Origin of the sequence: Bacillus sp. LJBS17 (assembly GCF_019334685.1) — a bacterium.
Classification (GTDB): domain Bacteria; phylum Bacillota; class Bacilli; order Bacillales; family Bacillaceae; genus Bacillus; species Bacillus subtilis.
Map to the genome: position 1 here is coordinate 2,304,625 of NZ_CP079759.1, position 18,144 is coordinate 2,322,768.

20 protein-coding genes are annotated in these 18,144 nt (G+C 43.8%); 1 reads left to right on the plus strand and 19 read right to left on the minus strand.

The features are described from left to right. Positions 1–20 precede the first annotated feature (20 nt). From KXZ66_RS11785 to KXZ66_RS11870, 18 genes are all read right to left on the minus strand, one after another. Complete coding sequence (locus KXZ66_RS11785; protein WP_219144559.1) at positions 21–515, minus strand: YpoC family protein; 495 nt, start codon at positions 513–515, stop codon at positions 21–23. Continuing rightward, entirely contained in the window at positions 512–1,171 is a 660-nt protein-coding gene (nth, locus tag KXZ66_RS11790) for an endonuclease III (RefSeq protein ID WP_077671383.1), read from the minus strand. Before nth ends, KXZ66_RS11785 begins: the two co-directional genes overlap by 4 nt. A gap of 18 nt (positions 1,172–1,189) precedes the next feature. Next, positions 1,190–1,888, minus strand: coding sequence for a DNA replication protein DnaD (dnaD, locus tag KXZ66_RS11795; RefSeq protein ID WP_004398499.1), 699 nt, complete (start codon positions 1,886–1,888; stop codon positions 1,190–1,192). A gap of 92 nt (positions 1,889–1,980) precedes the next feature. Next, entirely contained in the window at positions 1,981–3,273 is a 1,293-nt protein-coding gene (gene asnS / locus KXZ66_RS11800; protein ID WP_004398777.1) for an asparagine--tRNA ligase, read from the minus strand. A gap of 143 nt (positions 3,274–3,416) precedes the next feature. Beyond that, on the minus strand, positions 3,417–4,598 hold the full coding sequence (gene aspB, locus KXZ66_RS11805) for an aspartate transaminase AspB (RefSeq protein ID WP_003230667.1): 1,182 nt from the start codon (positions 4,596–4,598) through the stop codon (positions 3,417–3,419). Between the two features lie 22 nt (positions 4,599–4,620). Continuing rightward, a complete protein-coding gene (gene tseB, locus KXZ66_RS11810; protein WP_014477164.1) occupies positions 4,621–5,106 on the minus strand; it encodes a cell wall elongation/penicillin-binding protein regulator TseB in 486 nt (161 codons plus the stop codon). Between the two features lie 8 nt (positions 5,107–5,114). Beyond that, a complete protein-coding gene (locus tag KXZ66_RS11815; RefSeq protein WP_003225588.1) occupies positions 5,115–5,285 on the minus strand; it encodes a YpmA family protein in 171 nt (56 codons plus the stop codon). A gap of 142 nt (positions 5,286–5,427) precedes the next feature. Continuing rightward, positions 5,428–8,223, minus strand: coding sequence for an ATP-dependent DNA helicase DinG (gene dinG / locus KXZ66_RS11820; RefSeq protein WP_219144560.1), 2,796 nt, complete (start codon positions 8,221–8,223; stop codon positions 5,428–5,430). A 125-nt stretch (positions 8,224–8,348) separates the two neighbouring features. Next, on the minus strand, positions 8,349–8,732 hold the full coding sequence (panD, locus tag KXZ66_RS11825) for an aspartate 1-decarboxylase (RefSeq protein WP_003225586.1): 384 nt from the start codon (positions 8,730–8,732) through the stop codon (positions 8,349–8,351). Between the two features lies 1 nt (position 8,733). Continuing rightward, positions 8,734–9,594, minus strand: coding sequence for a pantoate--beta-alanine ligase (gene panC / locus KXZ66_RS11830; protein WP_024571841.1), 861 nt, complete (start codon positions 9,592–9,594; stop codon positions 8,734–8,736). Position 9,595: 1 nt separating this feature from the next. Continuing rightward, positions 9,596–10,429 carry a 3-methyl-2-oxobutanoate hydroxymethyltransferase gene (gene panB / locus KXZ66_RS11835; RefSeq protein WP_003230652.1) on the minus strand — a complete coding sequence of 278 codons (834 nt, stop codon included), beginning with the start codon at positions 10,427–10,429 and terminating at the stop codon, positions 9,596–9,598. A 245-nt stretch (positions 10,430–10,674) separates the two neighbouring features. Next, positions 10,675–11,652 (minus strand): bifunctional biotin--[acetyl-CoA-carboxylase] synthetase/biotin operon repressor, encoded by a 978-nt coding sequence (locus KXZ66_RS11840; RefSeq protein WP_003230650.1) that lies wholly within the window; start codon positions 11,650–11,652, stop codon positions 10,675–10,677. Next, positions 11,637–12,830 carry a CCA tRNA nucleotidyltransferase gene (locus tag KXZ66_RS11845; RefSeq protein WP_021481532.1) on the minus strand — a complete coding sequence of 398 codons (1,194 nt, stop codon included), beginning with the start codon at positions 12,828–12,830 and terminating at the stop codon, positions 11,637–11,639. Before KXZ66_RS11845 ends, KXZ66_RS11840 begins: the two co-directional genes overlap by 16 nt. A 4-nt stretch (positions 12,831–12,834) precedes the next feature. Continuing rightward, complete coding sequence (bshA, locus tag KXZ66_RS11850) at positions 12,835–13,968, minus strand: N-acetyl-alpha-D-glucosaminyl L-malate synthase BshA (protein WP_219144561.1); 1,134 nt, start codon at positions 13,966–13,968, stop codon at positions 12,835–12,837. Next, positions 13,965–14,675, minus strand: coding sequence for a bacillithiol biosynthesis deacetylase BshB1 (gene bshB1, locus KXZ66_RS11855; RefSeq protein ID WP_015383958.1), 711 nt, complete (start codon positions 14,673–14,675; stop codon positions 13,965–13,967). Before bshB1 ends, bshA begins: the two co-directional genes overlap by 4 nt. Then, positions 14,668–15,081 carry a methylglyoxal synthase gene (mgsA, locus tag KXZ66_RS11860; RefSeq protein ID WP_014477171.1) on the minus strand — a complete coding sequence of 138 codons (414 nt, stop codon included), beginning with the start codon at positions 15,079–15,081 and terminating at the stop codon, positions 14,668–14,670. Before mgsA ends, bshB1 begins: the two co-directional genes overlap by 8 nt. 15 nt (positions 15,082–15,096) lie before the next feature. After that, positions 15,097–15,900, minus strand: a complete 804-nt coding sequence (gene dapB / locus KXZ66_RS11865; RefSeq protein ID WP_003230638.1) for a 4-hydroxy-tetrahydrodipicolinate reductase — start codon at positions 15,898–15,900, stop codon at positions 15,097–15,099. 11 nt (positions 15,901–15,911) lie between these two features. Then, on the minus strand, positions 15,912–16,247 hold the full coding sequence (locus KXZ66_RS11870; protein WP_004398044.1) for a nucleotide pyrophosphohydrolase: 336 nt from the start codon (positions 16,245–16,247) through the stop codon (positions 15,912–15,914). 139 nt (positions 16,248–16,386) lie between these two features. Between KXZ66_RS11870 and KXZ66_RS11875 the strand changes: the two genes are divergently transcribed. Then, positions 16,387–17,259, plus strand: coding sequence for a YitT family protein (locus KXZ66_RS11875; RefSeq protein ID WP_003230635.1), 873 nt, complete (start codon positions 16,387–16,389; stop codon positions 17,257–17,259). A gap of 41 nt (positions 17,260–17,300) precedes the next feature. Here the strand turns inward: KXZ66_RS11875 and ypjB are convergent, their stop codons facing one another. Next, positions 17,301–18,095, minus strand: a complete 795-nt coding sequence (gene ypjB, locus KXZ66_RS11880) for a sporulation protein YpjB (protein ID WP_219144563.1) — start codon at positions 18,093–18,095, stop codon at positions 17,301–17,303. Positions 18,096–18,144: the final 49 nt, after the last annotated feature.

The following is an 18,144-nucleotide window of genomic DNA, read 5'->3' on the forward strand; positions in this document are numbered from 1 at the left end:
TCCCGTTTTAACAGGAGGTTTTATCGATTCATCGCATGATATTTATAAAATTGCTTTTTCATTTCGGTAATCAGCTCGTCAAGCTGAATAAAGCAATGGTATTGGGTCGGCTTAAGAAGAATAAATTCCACTCGTTCAGCCCAATTAATCGGCTTTGCGGGATACGATTTCTCCCGCAGTTCTTGCCAATTGAGCGATTTCACCGGCTCACCTGCTGTCCAATGTAACGAAGCCAGCAAACACACAATGCCCTTTAACATTTCGTTTTGGTCACATCTCGATTTTCGTGTTTGAAAGACTGGGAGAAGTGATGCTTTGATGTCATCCCACACTTCAAATAAAAGCGGAACGTATTTCCCGCTGTCCTCCCATGGCAAATCGCCTTGTAATTCCGTGCAGATATCAAAATACACGGGATTGGTCTGCAAGGTTTTCTTCATATCCGAGGAACTCTTCTGGCCAAGACTGCGCAAGTATTGCTCATAGGAAGCCAACACTTCTTTTGCTTGCGTCATCGTTTCACCATTCCTTTTTTATCCCTCTTCTGCCCTTCTCTGCACAAAGAAAGCAGCGGACACTCCGCACAGCGCGGAGATTGGGCTTTACAGTGATATCTGCCGAAGAAAATAAGCCGGTGATGCGTAACGGACCAGTCTTCTTTGGGAACCTTGCGCATCAGCGTCTTTTCAACTTCCAGAACCGAGTCCTTCCACCTGCAAATGCCCAATCGTTTGCTGACTCTCTCCACATGGGTATCTACGGCTATGGCCGGCACGCCAAACGCAACGGATACCACTACGTTTGCGGTCTTTCTCCCGACCCCTGGCAGTTTGACAAGCTCATCGCGGTCTCTCGGCACTTCTCCGCCATAATCTTCAATAATCATTTTACTCAGCTTTTGAATATTTTTCGCTTTATTACGATATAAACCGATTGATTTAATATCTTGCTGAAGCTCTTCCAGCGGAACAGCCAAATAGTCTTCCGGCCGTTTGTATTTTTGGAATAATGTTTTGGTCACTCTGTTTACAAGTGCATCTGTACATTGCGCAGATAAAGCAACAGCCACCACTAATTCAAAAGGATTGGAATGAACCAGTTCACACTCCGCATGAGGAAACATGTCACCTATCTTGTCTAAACAGAATTCAATTTGTTTTAGATTTAACACGATTGTCACCTTTTCACTTTATTGTTCAAGCCAATTGTAAAAAGGAACCTGCCTTTTATACTCTTTTTGCGGTTCATTCTGCTTTGCTTGTACACGCCGGAATTTTTGGCTGTGTATTTTTGCCTGCTCCACAGTTTTAAGCCCGTTTTTCTTCCATTCAAACAAAATCCGGTCAATGTAGCGGAAACTGAGTTTTCCTGATAGTACAGCCTCTTTTAACGCGTGTTTGATCAGTTGTGCGTCATGCTGATCCTGGTCCTGCCAGATCGCCAGCGTTTCACACTCCAAAGGCGATAACGGCCTTGCGAACTCTTCCTCAAAAATGGTATAAAGGCTTTTTTGTTCCCCTTCTGCTTTTCTTTCCTGTGTTTGATTCTGTGCAAGCTGAATATACTCGTACAGTTTCCCCCATAAAGGCTGAAGAGAATATTTCTCAAATTTGATGCCGTTTTGATCCTCGCATTCTTCAATAAACAGAAAGCCTTTTTGAATAAACATCCGCAATCTGTTTGTGCATTCTTCAACAGAAATTGACATACCTTCCTGCAGCTGATTCGGTGTAGGAAAATATGATCCTTTTTCTAAATGCATTTTAATTTTTAACAGCAGAATAAGTTCTGTTTCATTAAGCCCAAGCTGTTTATAATGCGTAAGCAGAAGATTGGGGATGGTTGATGTTCCCTGCTCCTGCATATCAATAAATTGCTGTTTTTTCATCGTCACACCTCTTACTGTAAAGGATTGTGATTGCCCCTTTACTGTAAAAAGTCTCCCTTGCAGGAGACTCTTTTTTGTTTCATTTGAATGTATTACGGATACAGACGGTTTAACAGTCTTGGGAACGGAATCGTTTCACGAACGTGAGGCGCTCCGCTGATCCAAGCTACTGTCCGCTCTAATCCAAGGCCGAAGCCGGAATGAGGAACTGATCCATATTTTCTAAGTTCAGCATACCATTTATATGCGTCAGAATCCAGTCCATGTTCTTTAAGACGCGATTCCAAAAGTTCCATATCGTGAATCCGTTCAGACCCGCCGATGATTTCTCCATAGCCTTCCGGCGCAATCAAGTCAGCGCAAAGCACAACGTCCTCACGGTCAGAAGCCGGCTGCATATAGAACGGTTTTAAGGACGTCGGATAGCGAGTGATGAATACCGGTTTGTCATAATGTTCAGCAATCGCTGTTTCATGAGGCGCTCCGAAATCATCTCCCCACTCGATATCGTCAAAGCCTTTTTCTTTCAGAAATTCAATCGCTTCATCATACGTGATTCTTGGGAACGGGGCTTTGATTTGCTCAAGTTTTGACGTGTCTCTTCCCAATGTGTTTAATTCAATTTTACAATTCTTAAGAACTGATTGTACGATGAAAGAAACGTAATTTTCCTGTACTTGAAGGTTTTCTTCAAATTCTACAAACGCCATTTCCGGTTCGATCATCCAGAATTCGATTAAGTGACGCTTTGTTTTAGACTTTTCCGCTCTGAATGTCGGTCCGAAAGAGAATACTTTTCCTAAAGCCATTGCCGCAGCTTCCATGTAGAGCTGGCCGCTTTGAGACAGATACGCATCTTCATCAAAGTACTTTGTCGCAAAGAGTTCTGTTGTACCTTCAGGTGCGCTTCCAGTCAAAATCGGCGGATCCACTTTTACGAAGCCTTCGTTATTAAAGAATTCGTAAGTCGCGCGAATGATTTCATTACGGATTTTCATGATCGCATGCTGGCGCTTTGAACGCAGCCATAAATGTCTGTGATCCATCAAAAATTCCGTTCCGTGTTCTTTTGGTGTAATTGGATAATCGGTCGCTTCGTGAATGACTTCAATATCTGTCACAGCAAGTTCATATCCAAGCGGAGAACGCTCGTCCTCTTTGACAATCCCTTTTATATAGAGCGACGTTTCCTGCGTCACTGATTTAGCTGTTTGGAAAATGCTTTCTTCCACTTCCGCTTTTACTACGACACCCTGAATAAAACCGGTACCGTCCCGAAGCTGTAAAAACGCAATTTTCCCGCTTGAACGCTTATTAGCGACCCAAGCTCCGATCGTTACTTCCTCACCTACGTGCTTGTACACTTGGTTGATTGTTGTTTTCAACATATTTCCCTCCAAAACAAGAAAGACATTCGGAAGCTCATTGCCCCGCGAACTCTTTTATCATCACTTTATTATACCCGCTCTTAACTAACCGGGTCAATGCAGATAAAAAGCGGCTTTTCTGTCAGCCGCTTTTTGATCTGTTAGCTATGTTTTTCTACAAAACGCTTGATTCTTTCAATGGCTTTTTCAAGAAGATCTAACGATGTTGCATAAGAAAGACGGACATTCTCAGGAGAGCCAAATCCGGATCCTGGAACAATCGCAACTTTTTCCTCCTCGAGAAGCGCTTTAACAAATTCATCTACATCTTTGAAACCGCAAGATTGAGCTGCCTCTTTTGCATTTGGGAACAAGTAAAAAGCACCTTCCGGCTTCACACAGCTGAACCCTGGGATTTCTATGAGCTTTGCATAGATCGTATTTAATCTATGTTCAAATGCTTCTCTCATTTCTTCCAATGGCTCAGAAGGCCCGTTATAAGCAGCAATCGCTCCGTATTGTGCGATTGATGTCGGGTTTGACGTGCTGTGGCTTGCAAGGTTCGTCATCGCTTTAATAATGTCTTCAGAGCCTGCCGCATAACCGATTCTCCAGCCTGTCATGCTGTGGGACTTCGATACGCCGTTTATAATGACCGTTTGCTCTTTCAGTCTGTCTGACAGCTGTGCAATGGAAACATGTTTCTTTCCGCCGTATGTAAGTTTTTCATAAATTTCATCTGACACAATCAAGATATCATGTTCAAGGCACACTTCACCGAGCGCAGATAGTTCTTCTTCCGTATACATGACACCAGTCGGGTTGCTTGGAGAGTTAATAACGATTGCTTTTGTTTTTTCCGTAATTGCATTTTTCAGCTGCTCAGGCGAAATTTTGAAGTGATTTTCCTCAAGCCCTTCTACATAAACAGGCTTTCCGCCAGCGAGTTTCACCTGCTCCGGGTAGCTTACCCAGTAAGGCGTTGGAATAATAACTTCATCTTCTTCATCCAAAATCACTTGGAAAAGGGTATACAGAGCATGTTTGGCACCAGTGCAGACAATAATTTGAGACGGTTTGTATTCAATATTCTGGTCGCGTTTAAATTTCTCTGCAATGCTGTTTTTCAGTTCAGCCAAACCACCGGAAGGCGTGTATTTCGTATGGCCCTCGTTCATCGAACGCACAGCGGCATCAATAATATGCTGCGGTGTATTGAAGTCAGGTTCGCCTGCTCCTAAGCCGATGACATCATGGCCTGCGGCTTTCAGTTCTTTCGCTTTCGCTGTGATTGCCAGTGTGGTTGATGGTGTTAATGCGGATACTCTTTTTGCCAGTTTCAACTTGAACTCCCCCTAATTCGTCTTAAGGCGTGATATTTTTGAGAATCTTTCCAGTTGTAAAGTCCACATAACTTAAACTGTATTGCCCTTCTTTGTCTAAGTACGTCACTTCCCAAAGCAGGACGTTTCCTTCTCTTGCCAGATGAACCTCTTTTTGCTTTGAAACCAGCCCTTCATCCTTTATGATTTTCGCCGCTTTGTCTTCAGAGATTCCCTCTTTCGCTTCTTTTGAGAGAATTTTTGCTTTTTTATCGGCAGGAACCCAGACATATAATGCAGTGCCTTTTTTATCCGTTCCCTTTACAACATAATATTTTTCTTTTCCGACAAATGTTTCGACTTGATCAACATTGGCGAGATCGGTTTCTTTTTTAGCTTCAGCAGCTGCTGCTTCGTGCCCCTCTTCCTTTTGTGCCATGGCTGATTTATAAATGCTTGCCGAGACAAGAAGTACTGCTAAAAAAATAATACCAAAAATGACGGTAAATATTAATGCTTTTTTTCTCATCTTCTCACCTACGTACGATAAATGGTAAAAACGGCTTGGTTTTTGTTTTCTTCATCCAGCGCAAGGCCGAACATCAGATTGTCTCTTTTCAATGTACGATTCAATGTGTCCACAATTTTATACAGATCATCAGAATGCTCTACATTAATTGTTGAAAGAATTTCGATTTTACTTTCCATTTTTTCATCCTCCAGTTTGAACAAATATTGTTAGTCATACTCCATTTCAGGACACGCCATACTAGTATCACAGAGCGGGAAATCCGCTTTTAAATAAAACACCATCCTACTCCCACACCGCAAAAGCCGCTTTATGCGGCTTTTATTCTTTTTCCCCTGCAACATAAGCTTCAAGCTCGCTGTCAGTCATTTCGGATACTGAGGTTGTCGGCAAGGCATCAAGAAACAGCCGGCCGTAACCAGCGGTTTTAATCCGTCTGTCCAATATCATAATCGTTCCCTTGTCTCCCGCAGAACGCAGCAAGCGTCCGATTCCTTGCCTGAAGGTCAGCACAGCTTCCGGTAATGACACTGTTTGAAACGGATTCTTTCCTTTTTTGCGGGCAAACTCACATTTTGCAGCATGAAGCGGGTGATCAGGGGACCGGAATGGGAGCCTCACGATCATTACTGTTGTCAGTTCATCACCAGGGAAATCAACGCCTTCCCAAAAATGATTTGTTCCGAGCAGGATCGCCTGATTGGATGTTTTAAAAGTCTTCATCAGTTTGCCGGGACTTCCGCCTGTAATCCCTTGTGCCAAGAGCTGAATGCCGGAAGCACTCATGTTATGCTTGAGCTCCTGGTGAACCTTTTTCAACATATCATGGGATGTAAACAGCACAAGAATTTTAGGCTGTTTTTCCTTTGCCATCAGTTCGATATAACGGGCTGTATCCTGTATAAATTCAGGTTGCCCGGTATCCTGAATTGATTTCATTTCCTTTGGAATCATCACCTGCATACGCTCATCGTAAGAAAAAGGTGACTCAATTCTCATTGTCCGCGGGAAAAAGTCACTCAGTCCCAGTCGTTCAATCATAAATTGAAAAGAACCTTCGACTGTAAGGGTTGCAGATGTCAGCACCACACTATTTTTGCGCGCGAAAAACTGATCAGCCAGAAGTTCACCAGGTTCAAGAGGCTGTGCGTAAATGGCCACTGCATTTTTCGCACCCTTTGCATCTATTTCAATCCAAACCGCTTCATCGTCATCAGACCCAAAGAAGAGCTTCTGCAACGTCTGACAGTAATGCTGCAAGCCTTTCATGCTTCTTTGGTATTCATCGGCTAAAAAGACGGTTTTGCTCTTCATACCCTTCAAATGTTTTTCCATCAGGGATGACTGCGCCTCAAAAAGCTGCTGCAAATGTGTCAGCATGGAACAAAGCCTCTCCGCACCATCTGTTAAGATCGACCAGCTTTTATCCTGGCTTTCTTTGTTCACCTTAAACACTAGACGGTTTAAGTCTTCTTTAGGTTTTCTTCGTTTGACAAAAGAATGTACAGAGCTGAAGAAAGCATCACTTTCTGCTTGAACATGCTGAAGCCACTCTTCCAATTCGAAAAATGAATCAACCGGCAGGCTGTTTCGCTGGAATAGCTGTCTCATCTTTTTTAGAAGTCCCTGCTCCTTCAGAGTGCCGATTCTGCTTAATTTCGTATGCAATTCTATGTACGTGGCTCTTTTCCCTAAATGTTCGCTTGCCGCACGTTCAAAATGGTGTGCTTCATCAATAATAAATGTGCCGCTTTCGGGAAGCCTTTTTTTCTGGCTGCCTTCATCGGTCAGCAAAAGAGAATGATTGGTGATCACCAAATCGGAACGCATAGCAATCTGTTTGGCCCGCTCGTAAAAACCGATCACATGCTCACTGCGACTTCTTTTATAGGAGTCATCGTCATAAGCCAATCTGTCCCACAGCAATTTTCCGCCTGAAGGCAAATTCAGTTCCGCTACATCTCCTGTATTTGTCTCTGTCAGCCAAACGAGAAGCTGTGCCTTTGTCAGTACGGCATCATAATTATCATCTTCTTCATGAAGCACCTGCTCAAATTTATACAGGCATAAATAATGCGATTGCCCTTTTAAAATCGCCGCTGTTACCGGAAATGGAAACAGATCTTGGACAATCGGCAAATCCTTTGTGAGAATCTGCTGCTGTAAAAGCGTCGAATACGTGCTGATTATGACCGGCTTTTTTGATTTCTTGGCAAAAAGCGCAGCCGGAATAAGATAGCCAATCGTTTTTCCGATGCCTGGAGGAGCTTCAATCAGCGCATGCTCACGATTGGCAAACGCATCAGCCACCTCTCTCATCATCATCATTTGGCCGTCTCTTTTTTCATACCCAGGCATTAACTCTGACAGCGCTTTTTCATTTCCCGCTTCCCAGCTTTCGATCTCAAATGAGAAGTTCTCGTCCTCATTTATACGAACATTGATAGCTTCAGGTTCTCTGACAGAAAACGAAGAAAAGCGCGTATAGCCCGGTATCTCGGTATGTCTGTTTTCATTAATGAACATATCCAACAAATGCGTCAGATCACTGATGAAATGCTGCGAAAGCCTTCTTAACTGCTTTAATGTCGGATAAGGAAGCTGCCGCAGCTTTTCAAGGATTTCCAAAAAAATAAGCCCTGTCACTTCAGCATCGCTGTCAGCCCGGTGCGGCTGATCATGCCGCAGCTGAAGCTCCTCGCTTAATTCCGTCAGCTTATACCCTTCAAATCCCGGAAAAACAATACGTGAGAGCTCGACAGTATCAAGCACTTCACAATCTGGGAGCTGAAAGCCCGCCTTATGTAGCTCATACTTGACAAATCCAAGGTCAAAATGGATATTGTGTGCGACAAAATAAGCGCCGTCAAGCAATTGGAATACTTCTTCAGCAACTGCTTCAAATGGCTGTTCATTCTCGACCATTTGATTAGAGATTCCAGTAAGCTGCTCAATAAAAGCAGGGATTGATTTATTTGGATTAATGTATTTTGAAAACCGCTCAGTAATTTGTCCATTTTCGATTACAACCGCTGCGATTTGTATGATTTTATCGCCTTTCTTCGGCGAATTCCCTGTTGTCTCTACATCTATAACAACGAACCGTTGCTTATTCATTAAAATGGACACCTCAATTCTTGCATACGACAAAAGTGTAACACGTTTTGTACGGAAATGGAGCGGCAAAACCGTTTTACTCTCAAAATCTTAAAAGAAAACCCCCGATAAAGGGGGCTTTTCTTCTACAAAATTGTACGGGCTGGTTCGTTCCCCAGCATTTGTTCAATTTTGTTTTGATCATTCAGAACAGCCACTTTCGGCTCGTGGCTTGCCGCTTCTTGATCAGACATCATTTTGTAGGAAATAATAATGACCTTATCTCCTTCCTGCACAAGGCGTGCGGCTGCACCGTTTAAGCATATGACGCCGCTTCCCCGTTTACCAGGAATAATATACGTTTCAAGACGTGCTCCATTATTATTATTCACAATTTGTACTTTTTCATTAGGAAGCATTCCCACAGCATCAATGAGATCTTCATCAATTGTAATGCTTCCCACATAGTTCAGGTTTGCTTCCGTAACAGTTGCCCTGTGAAGCTTGCCGCTCATCATTGTTCGATACATATTATATTCTCTCCATTTCTCGAATATCAATAATGATATTATCTATTAAACGCGCTTTTGAAAAAGCAACTGCAACAGCGAGAATCATCTTTCCAGCAATTTCATTCACAGGCTCGAGTTCCGGATAGGAATAAAGCTCTACATAGTCTATGGTTCCGCTAGTCGTTTCAATGATTTCTTTTGCAGCTTTTATCACCGCTTCAGGATCTCTTTCACCGGCTTGGATCAGCTCCGCACTTGTTTGAAGGGCCCGATACAGCTTAGGCGCTTCTTTTCTTTCCTCAGCTGTTAAGTATACATTGCGAGAGCTTTTAGCTAAGCCGTCTTCCTCTCTGACCGTATCGACAGGAACCAATTCAATATCCATGAAGAAGTCACTGATTAACCCATCAACAACAGCTACCTGCTGCGCATCCTTTAAACCGAAATAGGCACGAGTCGGCTTGACTAGGTTGAAAAGCTTCGTCAGTACGATCGCGACCCCGTCAAAATGTCCTTCTCTTGAGCGCCCGCATAACACGTCTGTGCGTCTTTCTACATGAATCGTGACATTCTTTTCACCGGGATACATATCATGAGCATCTGGCGTAAATAAAATATCGACTCCGGCGTTTTCTGCAAGAGCTGCATCCCGCTCAATATCGCGCGGATATGCTTCAAAATCTTCATTAGGGCCGAATTGTGCAGGATTCACAAAAATACTCATAATAACGGCGTCGTTTTCTTGTCTTGCTTTGTCTGCTAAGGTTAGATGGCCCTCATGCAGAAACCCCATCGTCGGGACAAATCCGATTGACTTGCCCTCTGAATGATATTGTTTTATGGCTTCTTTCAACTGTGAAATATCAGTAATCTGTCTCATCTTATTTTCCCCCGTACAAGCCGTCCAGCACTGTCTGGTTCATTTGAAAGGAATGCTTTTGTTCAGGGAAAGCACGATGTCTTACATCCTGAACATATCCGCTGATTGCTGTTTCGATGGTTTCATCAATGCGCGTATATTGCTTTACAAATTTAGGTGTTCTCTCAACACCGTGGCCAATAATATCATGATAAACGAGAACTTGTCCGTCCGCTTTCACACCAGCACCGATTCCAATGACCGGTATGCTTAGCGTCTCGGCAATTTTGGCTGTGAGTTCTGCCGGCACACATTCCAGCACAAGCATCATAGCTCCTGCTTCTTCGCATTTTATACTGTCTTCTATTAATTTTTTGGCGCTTTGTTCGTCTTTGCCCTGTACTTTATAGCCGCCCAGTACGCCGACTGACTGCGGTGTCAAACCTAAGTGACTGACTACTGGAATGCCTCCAAGCGTCAATGCGCGAATGGATTCAAACACGCCTTCTCCGCCCTCAAGCTTCAGTGCGTCAGCTCCGCTTTCCTGAACGATAGCCGCTGCATTTTTCAGCGTATCTTCCTTAGATAGGTGATAAGACATAAACGGCATATCTGTCACAATAAAGGTATTCGGCGCACCCCTTTTAACGGCTTTTGTATGATGAATCATGTCCGCAACTGTCACACCGACAGTTGAATCAAGGCCGAGGACGACCATTCCAAGTGAATCACCGACTAAAATCATGTCAACTCCCGCTTGTTCAGCAAGTTTAGCTGCCGGATAATCATAAGCGGTCAGCATGACAATCGGTTCTTCAGACTCCTTCATTTTTAGAAAATCCAGTTTTGTTTTCATGTTTTCTCCTCCTCATGTTTAGAGGAGATGATCTGCCGTTTTCTTCTGCAAGCCAAAAAACCTTCCGTTACAACGAGAAGGATTCTTCACTTTCTAAAGTTCGGCGAGTTTCATCCCTCTGTCCCAGTCCTTTTTTGGATCAAGGCAGACTGCTGCAATGTCTATCTATTTTAATAATAGGTGCAGTTCGCAGGCGATACTGCCCAATGGAAGTATACCAAAATCAACGGGCTTGTACCAACACATTAGCCCAATTCGATATCGGCAGAATAGATTTTTTTAATGCCTTCGTTCGTTTCTAAAAGCAGAACGCCTTCATCATCTATACCTAACGCCTTCCCGTAAAAGGTTCCGTTTAACGTTCTGGCTCTCATATTAGTGCCAATACCGAGCGCATAGCTTTCCCATAAAAGCTTAATCGGCGTAAATCCGTGCGTCATATAATCCCGGTACCGTTTCTCAAAGCATAGTAAAATATGCTGGATGACGCCGGCCCGATCAATTTTTTCCCCAGCAGCTTGGCTGAGGCTTGTCGCGATGTCCTTCAATTCATCTGGAAAATCATTAGGCTGCTGGTTAACGTTAATGCCGATCCCAATGATCACTGAACGTACGCGGTCTTCTTCAGCCTGCATTTCCGTTAGAATACCGACTGTTTTTTTTCCGTTAATCAAAATATCATTTGGCCATTTAATATCCGTTTGGATGCCTGCTGCCTCTTCTATTCCCTGCACAACAGCTACTGCAGCAAGAAGAGTCAGCTGCGGTGTTTTTTGGAGCGGAATGTCAGGCCGCAAAATCAGGCTCATCCAAACACCGTTTCCTTCTTGAGAATGCCATACCCTAGACATTCGGCCCCTTCCGGCTGTTTGTTTGTCAGCCACCACGAGGGTGCCTTCCGGTGCGTTATTATTCGCGAGCTCATGAGCCGTTTTTTGCGTGCTTGAAAGAACGTCATGGTAAATAAGATGCTGGCCCATCACTTCCGTTTTTAATCCAAAACGAATTTCGCTTTCACTGAGTTTTCCGGGCTTTTTGATGAGCCGATATCCCTTTCTTCTAACGGCTTCTACTTCATAACCCTCTTTCCGAAGCTCTTCAATATGCTTCCACACAGCAGTTCTTGAACAGCCGAGAGCATCACTGATTTTTTGGCCGGAAATAAATTCATTGCCGGCCTGAGAAAATAATTCAATAAGGTCTTTTCTTAATGTTGACCGCATGTCTTCAGCCACTCCTCTATGTGTTTCTTTTGATTGGAGAGCTTCCCTGTCACAACAGCCTGCTCGATCCGCTGTAATTCTTCCGACACCCATTTTCCGGCCGGCTGGTTTCGAAGCGCAAGCAAGTCCTTACCCGTGATATCAAGATCCTTAAGGCTTTTGATCGGCAGGTTTTGATAAGTGTACTGAATGTCCTTCAGTTTCTTTTCATCCAGTTTTTCGTTTTGACGAAGCTGCGATATTTTGGCCGCTGAGAGCAGTGCTTTTTCCCCAGCTCTGTACATTGTCATTGCGTCAAGGCTCTGGCCAAACGTATCGGCAATGTGAATGGCTTCCTTGATCACTTTTCCCGGGAGCTTCCAGGCTTTCAGGAAAAGGGGCGCGTCTTTTAAAACTATGCCAAGGTTAATTAAAAGAGCAGCCCAAAGCTCCTCACGGGATGTTAAAGAGAAGAATGGAAACTCACTCGTTGAAATCAGGTTTTCTCGTTTATGATAAAAACCAGGAAGCTCTTCATACAATCTCGTTTGAATGAGCGTTTGAAGCGCCTGGCGAGAAGCTCTTCCCTTCAGCAATTTCTCGAACTCTATAGTTTTTCGTTCGACTGAAACATGGGAGAGGAGTGATTTTTCTTTCGCAATGGCTTCTTCTGTTTCCGGTGAAAGCGTAAAGCCAAGCTGACTCATAAAGCGTACGGCTCTCAGCATACGAAGCGCATCCTCTTGAAATCTATCCTCAGGCTTTCCAACGGTTCGAATCACTTTCTGATCAATATCTTTCTTGCCGCCAAAATAATCAAGCACCTTCCCGTCCGCTGTCATGGCCATCGCATTGATCGTTAAATCTCTTCGTTTTAGATCCTCTTCTAATGATGAGATAAATTGCACTTCTGACGGTCTTCTGAAATCAACATAATCAGATTCAGTCCGGAATGTCGTGACTTCATAGGTTTCATCCTCCCAGAGCACAATAATGGTCCCGTGCTCTTTGCCTACATCAACAGTTCGTTGAAACAGCCGTTCTACTTGATCAGGTGCCGCATCTGTCGCGATATCGACATCTCCGATCGTTCGTTTCATATAGCTGTCACGAACTGCGCCCCCGACAAAATAAGCCTGATGGCCCGCTTCGATTAAGATGCGGAGCACGGGAAGTGCTTTGATAAAAACTTTTTCCATGTGATCACTCCGGTTCTGCTAAATCGCCATAAATCTGTTCATACTGGCTGACAATTTTTTGGGAAGAAAATTCATTTTCAAGCATCTCTATTGCCGCCTTTGTAAAACGATTGCTTAGCTGTTCATCTTCTAAAATGCTCATCGCGCGGGCTGTTGCGGCCGTAACATCACCGACATCCACCAAAAATCCGCTCACATTGTTTTTTATAACCTCAGGGATACCGCCAATATTTGTTCCGATACAAGGCACTCCGCAAGCCATCGCTTCAAGCAGGACAAGACCAAAGCTTTCTTTTTCAGATAGCAGCAGCTTCAAATCGCTAATAGAATAAAGCTCTTCAACACGGTCTTGATTTCCAAGCATTAAGACTTGGTCTTCCAAGCCATATTTTCTGATAAGCTCGCAGGCTGTCGATTTCTCCGGACCGTCTCCGACTAAAAGCAGCTTCGCTTTCGTTTTGCCAGCGATATTGCGGAACACCCGGATGACATCCTGCACGCGTTTAACCTTTCTGAAGTTGGACACATGGATGACGACTTTTTCATCTGGTAAAATTCCATGTTTCTCTTTAATTGCCGCTGTGTTTTTCTTCAGATACACGCGCTCGTCTATAAAGTTATAAATCGTTTCAATTTTTTTCTCCGGTTTAATTAAATCGTATGTTTCAGCCGCAAGCGCTGAGGAGACGGCCGTCACCCTGTCTGATGACTCAATAGCAAAACGGATCAGATCTTTTAGAGACGGATCATAACCTAACACCGTGATATCCGTGCCATGCAAAGTGGTAACAATGCCGATATTGCGTTTCAGCATTTGTTTTGCAAGATAGGCGCAAACGGCATGCGGGAGAGCATAGTGAGCATGGATAATGTCTAAATTCTCACGTTCCGCCACCTCAGCGATTTTGCTTGCCAATGTCAAATCATACGGAGGATACTTAAAAACAGCATATTGATTAACCTCAACTTCATGAAAATGAATATTGGGATGATATGTATTCAGTCTAAACGGAATGCTTGATGTGATGAAATGGATTTCATGTCCCTTTTCAGCAAGCTGCTTCCCCAGTTCTGTCGCAATGATACCTGAGCCTCCAACGCTCGGATAGCATGTGATTCCTATTTTTAGTTTTCTCATTGTTCGCCCCCAAGCACATCATGATCAAGCATCAGCATCCGTTTGGAAAAGAAACCTTCGGCATACTCCACGCCCGCTTCTTTACCGTAAAGCTTTTCTCTCGCTTCAACGATCTCAATATACCCATTCGTCAGAGGAGTAGAAACGGAATCCTTTGACGGGATAAACTGGCTTTTGTAGGCGTTGAGGCTTTGTTTCTTTGCCTCTATTGTATCCGAGATATCAATAACAAAATCCGGCTGATGAAAACCATTTATCATATAATAGTAAACCTTGCTGACTTTATGCGCCGGAAGGCTTTTTTCGTCTTTATATTTATGGATCCCGGCGGAAAAGATCGCTTCTTCCACCAGTGCAGCCGCATTGCCGTGATCCGGATGGCGATCCTTTTTATACGGCATAAAAACCGCTTTTGGGCGGCAGGTTCTGATGACAGTGACAATCGACCGAATTGCCTGATCACTCATTATTAGGCCGCGGTCTGGAAGCGTTAGCTGAATTCTTTTATCTGCGCCTAATATGCGGGCTGCTTCAGCTGCTTCTTCTTTACGCAAACTGACCGTACCGTTAGAAGAGAGTTCCGCTTCTGTCAAATCGCATATCATTACTTTTTTTTCCTGTTTGACAAACTTCGCTATTGTGCCGCCCATTCCGATCTCGACATCATCACTGTGGGCGCCAAAAGCAAGAACGTCAGCATTATACATTCGGCTCTTCTCCCCGAAGAAGGTCACGGAATTCGAAAACACCTTCATCAAGTGTGCGGACGAGAATTTCCGCAGTACCCATATTTGTGGCGAGCGGAATGGAATACACATCACATAACCGGATTAATGCCGAGACATCCGGTTCATGCGGCTGCGCGGTCAGCGGGTCGCGCAAAAAAATGACAAGATCGAGTGCATTGGCAGCGATCAGTGCACCGATTTGCTGGTCTCCCCCTAAAGGGCCGGATTGAAAACGTTCAATTTGAAGACCTGTCGCCTCTTGAATTTTCAACCCTGTGGTTCCGGTTGCGTATAGATCATGATTCTTTAAAATATCCCGATAGGCAGTCGTAAATTGAACCATATCCTGTTTTTTCTTGTCATGCGCGATCAAAGCAATTTTCATTGTTTATCCCCCCGTCTAATCAATGATATTTTCTAAACCGTACACAAGCTGATCAATCTTCATGACTTGTTCGACTGACAGTTTAACGCCTGACATGAAAGAAGCGCGGTTATAAGAATCATGGCGTATCTGAAGCGTTTGGCCATCCATGCCGAACATGACCTCCTGATGCGCGATCAGTCCCGGAAGACGGACGCTGTGCAAGCGAATGCCGTTTTGCTCCGCTCCTCTTGCTCCTGGGAGAATTTCTTTTTCATCCGGATGTCCTTGCTGCTTTTCTTTACGGACTTCTGAAATCATTTCCGCTGTTTTAAGCGCAGTTCCGCTTGGTGCGTCAAGCTTCTGGTCATGATGAAGCTCAATAATCTCAACATCCTCAAAATAGTTGGCAGCCATTTTTGAAAATTTCATCATCAGTATCGCACCGAGCGCAAAATTTGGCGCAATGATGGCTCCGATCCCTTTTTCTTCTGTTAAAGACGTGAGCTCTTTTAAATCAGCTTCTGAGAAACCGGTTGTTCCGACAACTGGACGGACTCCGTGCTCTAATGCAATTTTTGTATGTACTTTTCCGATTTCGGGCGTTGTTAAATCAATCAAAACATCCGGTTGTGTTTCTGTAAAACAGGCATGGATATCTGTGTAAATGAAAGCATCTGACTCAACAGGCATCACATCAGATAATTTTTGCTGATCGTATGTATGGTCTATGGCCCCGACAAGGTCAAAATGAGGTGTTCGTTCTGCCAATTTAACAGCTTCCTGCCCCATTCTTCCACGCGGTCCCGCAATGACTACTTTAATTGTTTCGTTTGACATCTCGATCTCCTCTACTTTCCTTCTTCTTTTCTGGTCCAGCGATCTTTATCTCTTGTATTAAATTTATGCATGACTCGGTCGTGGGCTTCCTCTAAAGAGATATCAAGGGAGTTGGCTAAACAAACCAATACAAATAGCACATCGCCCATTTCCTCTTCCATGCTTTTATCATCTTCAGTCGCTTTTTTTGGTTTTTCTCCATAACGGTGATTCACTTCTCTGGCAAGCTCGCCCAGTTCTTCAGTCAGCCTCGCCATCATGGCCAGCGGGCTGAAATATCCTTCTTTAAATTGGCCGATGTAACGGTCTACTTCAGCCTGTATGTCTTTCATTGTTTTATCACTCACTGAACGAAACCTCCTATCATCCTCTTACATGTTAGCTAATTCAGATACGTTTGACAAATGTTTAAGCACGTTTGCTGTTTTCTTTTTCATCCACTATAATATAAACGCTATCTAATGGAAGGAAAAGGGGTTTTGTGTGATGCTTGGAGAAATTAGATTAAAAAACATATTTTTTATTTTAATCGGAGCGGCAATTTTTTCATTTGGCTTGGTTCATTTCAATATGCAGAACAATCTGGCTGAGGGCGGTTTTACAGGTATTACACTTTTGCTTTATGCCCTTTTCCACATCAGCCCCTCTATCTCGAACCTGGTGTTGAACATTCCGATTTTTTTTATTGGCTGGCGTTTGCTCGGCAGGACAATGTTTGTTTATACCCTTGTCGGCACTGTAGCCTTGTCTTTGTTCCTCAGCATCTTTCAGCGATATGAAATCCATATGCCCCTTCAGCACGACTTAGCGCTCGCCGCTTTATTTGCCGGCGTATTCATCGGAGCCGGACTGGGTATTATTTTTAAGTTCGGCGGTACAACAGGCGGTGTTGATATCATCGCACGTTTAGTGAATAAGTATTTTGGGATCCCGATGGGCAGAACGATGTTTGCTTTCGATGCCTGTGTCATCATTTTGTCTTTGCTTACTTATCTCTCCTATAAAGAAGCGATGTATACGCTGGTAGCTGTATTTGTAGCGGCAAGATTAATCGATTTTATTCAGGAAGGCGGATACGCTGCTAAAGGCGCTACGATCATCTCTTCGAAAAACGACCTGATTCAGAAAAAGATTCTTGAAGAAATGGAACGGGGCGTCACCATTTTGAAAGGACAAGGTTCCTACACAAAAGAGGATATAGATGTACTTTATTGTGTGGTGCCGAAAAACGAATTGGTGATGCTGAAAAGCGTGATTAACTCCATTGATCCCCATGCCTTTGTAGCGGTAAGCGATGTTCACGATGTGCTCGGAGAAGGATTTACGCTTGATGAAAATAAAAATCCGCTTCCGCGCTGACATGTAATAGAAAAAAGGCGGCTGACCGCCGCCCCTCATCCTTATTTAGGGTAGTCCCTTTTTTTCAGCTTGTTTTTTTCCGCCTTGTACTTTCTGTAACCGACATAGGTAAGAGCAGTAATGATGATACTGCCGGTTGTAATCATCACCCAGAGTAAAGACGGATCGGCATCATCCTCCTCCACCCTGTCAAACACATTTTTCAGGTCATGCTGAAGAAGGGAAAGCCGTTCAAGCTTCGTGCTCTCTGTCATTTGCTGAAATTCCTCTTGCTCAATGACGTCTATATGTTTCCCGACTGTTTCAAGCTGATCCTCTGATACATCGATTGTAAGACTGGGGTAAATCAAATCATATAGACTGATAAATTCATTCCATTTTTCATGAAAGCTCGTACTTTCATTCTTTTGGACATCCTGCTTCAGTTCAGCAAAGGCTTCCATAATCGGTCTCTCCAGTGAGCCCCAAAGCGGATCAGATCGATTGTCAACTGCGTCCATCAGCATTCTGAACTGCGCGGCTGCTCTGAGTTTTTGTGTATCTGATGTATCAGCCTGCTTTAAACTCCGTACCATATCGTTATAGCCCAGTGTGATTTGACGGATTTGGGCTCCAGTTAGCATGGGGTCTTGCTGTTTTTTCTCAGCGGATTTTAATGTTTTTTCAAAATACTCCAAGACTTGAAGCGCCTCTTCATATTTTGCCTGTCGGGTCATTTGAAAGACTGTATCGGATAAATCATTCAATTCCTCGAGGCTTCCCCGCTCTGCAGCCTTGGCATTTCCATTATAAAAAATAAGTGCAATCAACAAACAGATCGTCAGCTTTCGTTTCATGCAGGTCCCTCCCACTCTCTCTCCTTACAGAATATGAAGAAAGGGACAA

What these genes read in the sequence shown, in the direction of transcription:
- KXZ66_RS11785 (WP_219144559.1), bottom strand. Translation starts at nt 515, where the DNA reads ATGACGCAAGCAAAAGAAGTGTTGGCTTCCTATGAGCAATACTTGCGC.
- dnaD (WP_004398499.1), bottom strand. Translation starts at nt 1,888, where the DNA reads ATGAAAAAACAGCAATTTATTGATATGCAGGAGCAGGGAACATCAACC.
- tseB (WP_014477164.1), bottom strand. Translation starts at nt 5,106, where the DNA reads ATGAGAAAAAAAGCATTAATATTTACCGTCATTTTTGGTATTATTTTT.
- KXZ66_RS11815 (WP_003225588.1), bottom strand. Translation starts at nt 5,285, where the DNA reads ATGGAAAGTAAAATCGAAATTCTTTCAACAATTAATGTAGAGCATTCT.
- dinG (WP_219144560.1), bottom strand. Translation starts at nt 8,223, where the DNA reads ATGAATAAGCAACGGTTCGTTGTTATAGATGTAGAGACAACAGGGAAT.
- panD (WP_003225586.1), bottom strand. Translation starts at nt 8,732, where the DNA reads ATGTATCGAACAATGATGAGCGGCAAGCTTCACAGGGCAACTGTTACG.
- panC (WP_024571841.1), bottom strand. Translation starts at nt 9,594, where the DNA reads ATGAGACAGATTACTGATATTTCACAGTTGAAAGAAGCCATAAAACAA.
- panB (WP_003230652.1), bottom strand. Translation starts at nt 10,429, where the DNA reads ATGAAAACAAAACTGGATTTTCTAAAAATGAAGGAGTCTGAAGAACCG.
- KXZ66_RS11840 (WP_003230650.1), bottom strand. Translation starts at nt 11,652, where the DNA reads ATGCGGTCAACATTAAGAAAAGACCTTATTGAATTATTTTCTCAGGCC.
- KXZ66_RS11845 (WP_021481532.1), bottom strand. Translation starts at nt 12,830, where the DNA reads ATGGAAAAAGTTTTTATCAAAGCACTTCCCGTGCTCCGCATCTTAATC.
- bshA (WP_219144561.1), bottom strand. Translation starts at nt 13,968, where the DNA reads ATGAGAAAACTAAAAATAGGAATCACATGCTATCCGAGCGTTGGAGGC.
- bshB1 (WP_015383958.1), bottom strand. Translation starts at nt 14,675, where the DNA reads ATGTATAATGCTGACGTTCTTGCTTTTGGCGCCCACAGTGATGATGTC.
- mgsA (WP_014477171.1), bottom strand. Translation starts at nt 15,081, where the DNA reads ATGAAAATTGCTTTGATCGCGCATGACAAGAAAAAACAGGATATGGTT.
- dapB (WP_003230638.1), bottom strand. Translation starts at nt 15,900, where the DNA reads ATGTCAAACGAAACAATTAAAGTAGTCATTGCGGGACCGCGTGGAAGA.
- KXZ66_RS11875 (WP_003230635.1), top strand. Translation starts at nt 16,387, where the DNA reads ATGCTTGGAGAAATTAGATTAAAAAACATATTTTTTATTTTAATCGGA.
- ypjB (WP_219144563.1), bottom strand. Translation starts at nt 18,095, where the DNA reads ATGAAACGAAAGCTGACGATCTGTTTGTTGATTGCACTTATTTTTTAT.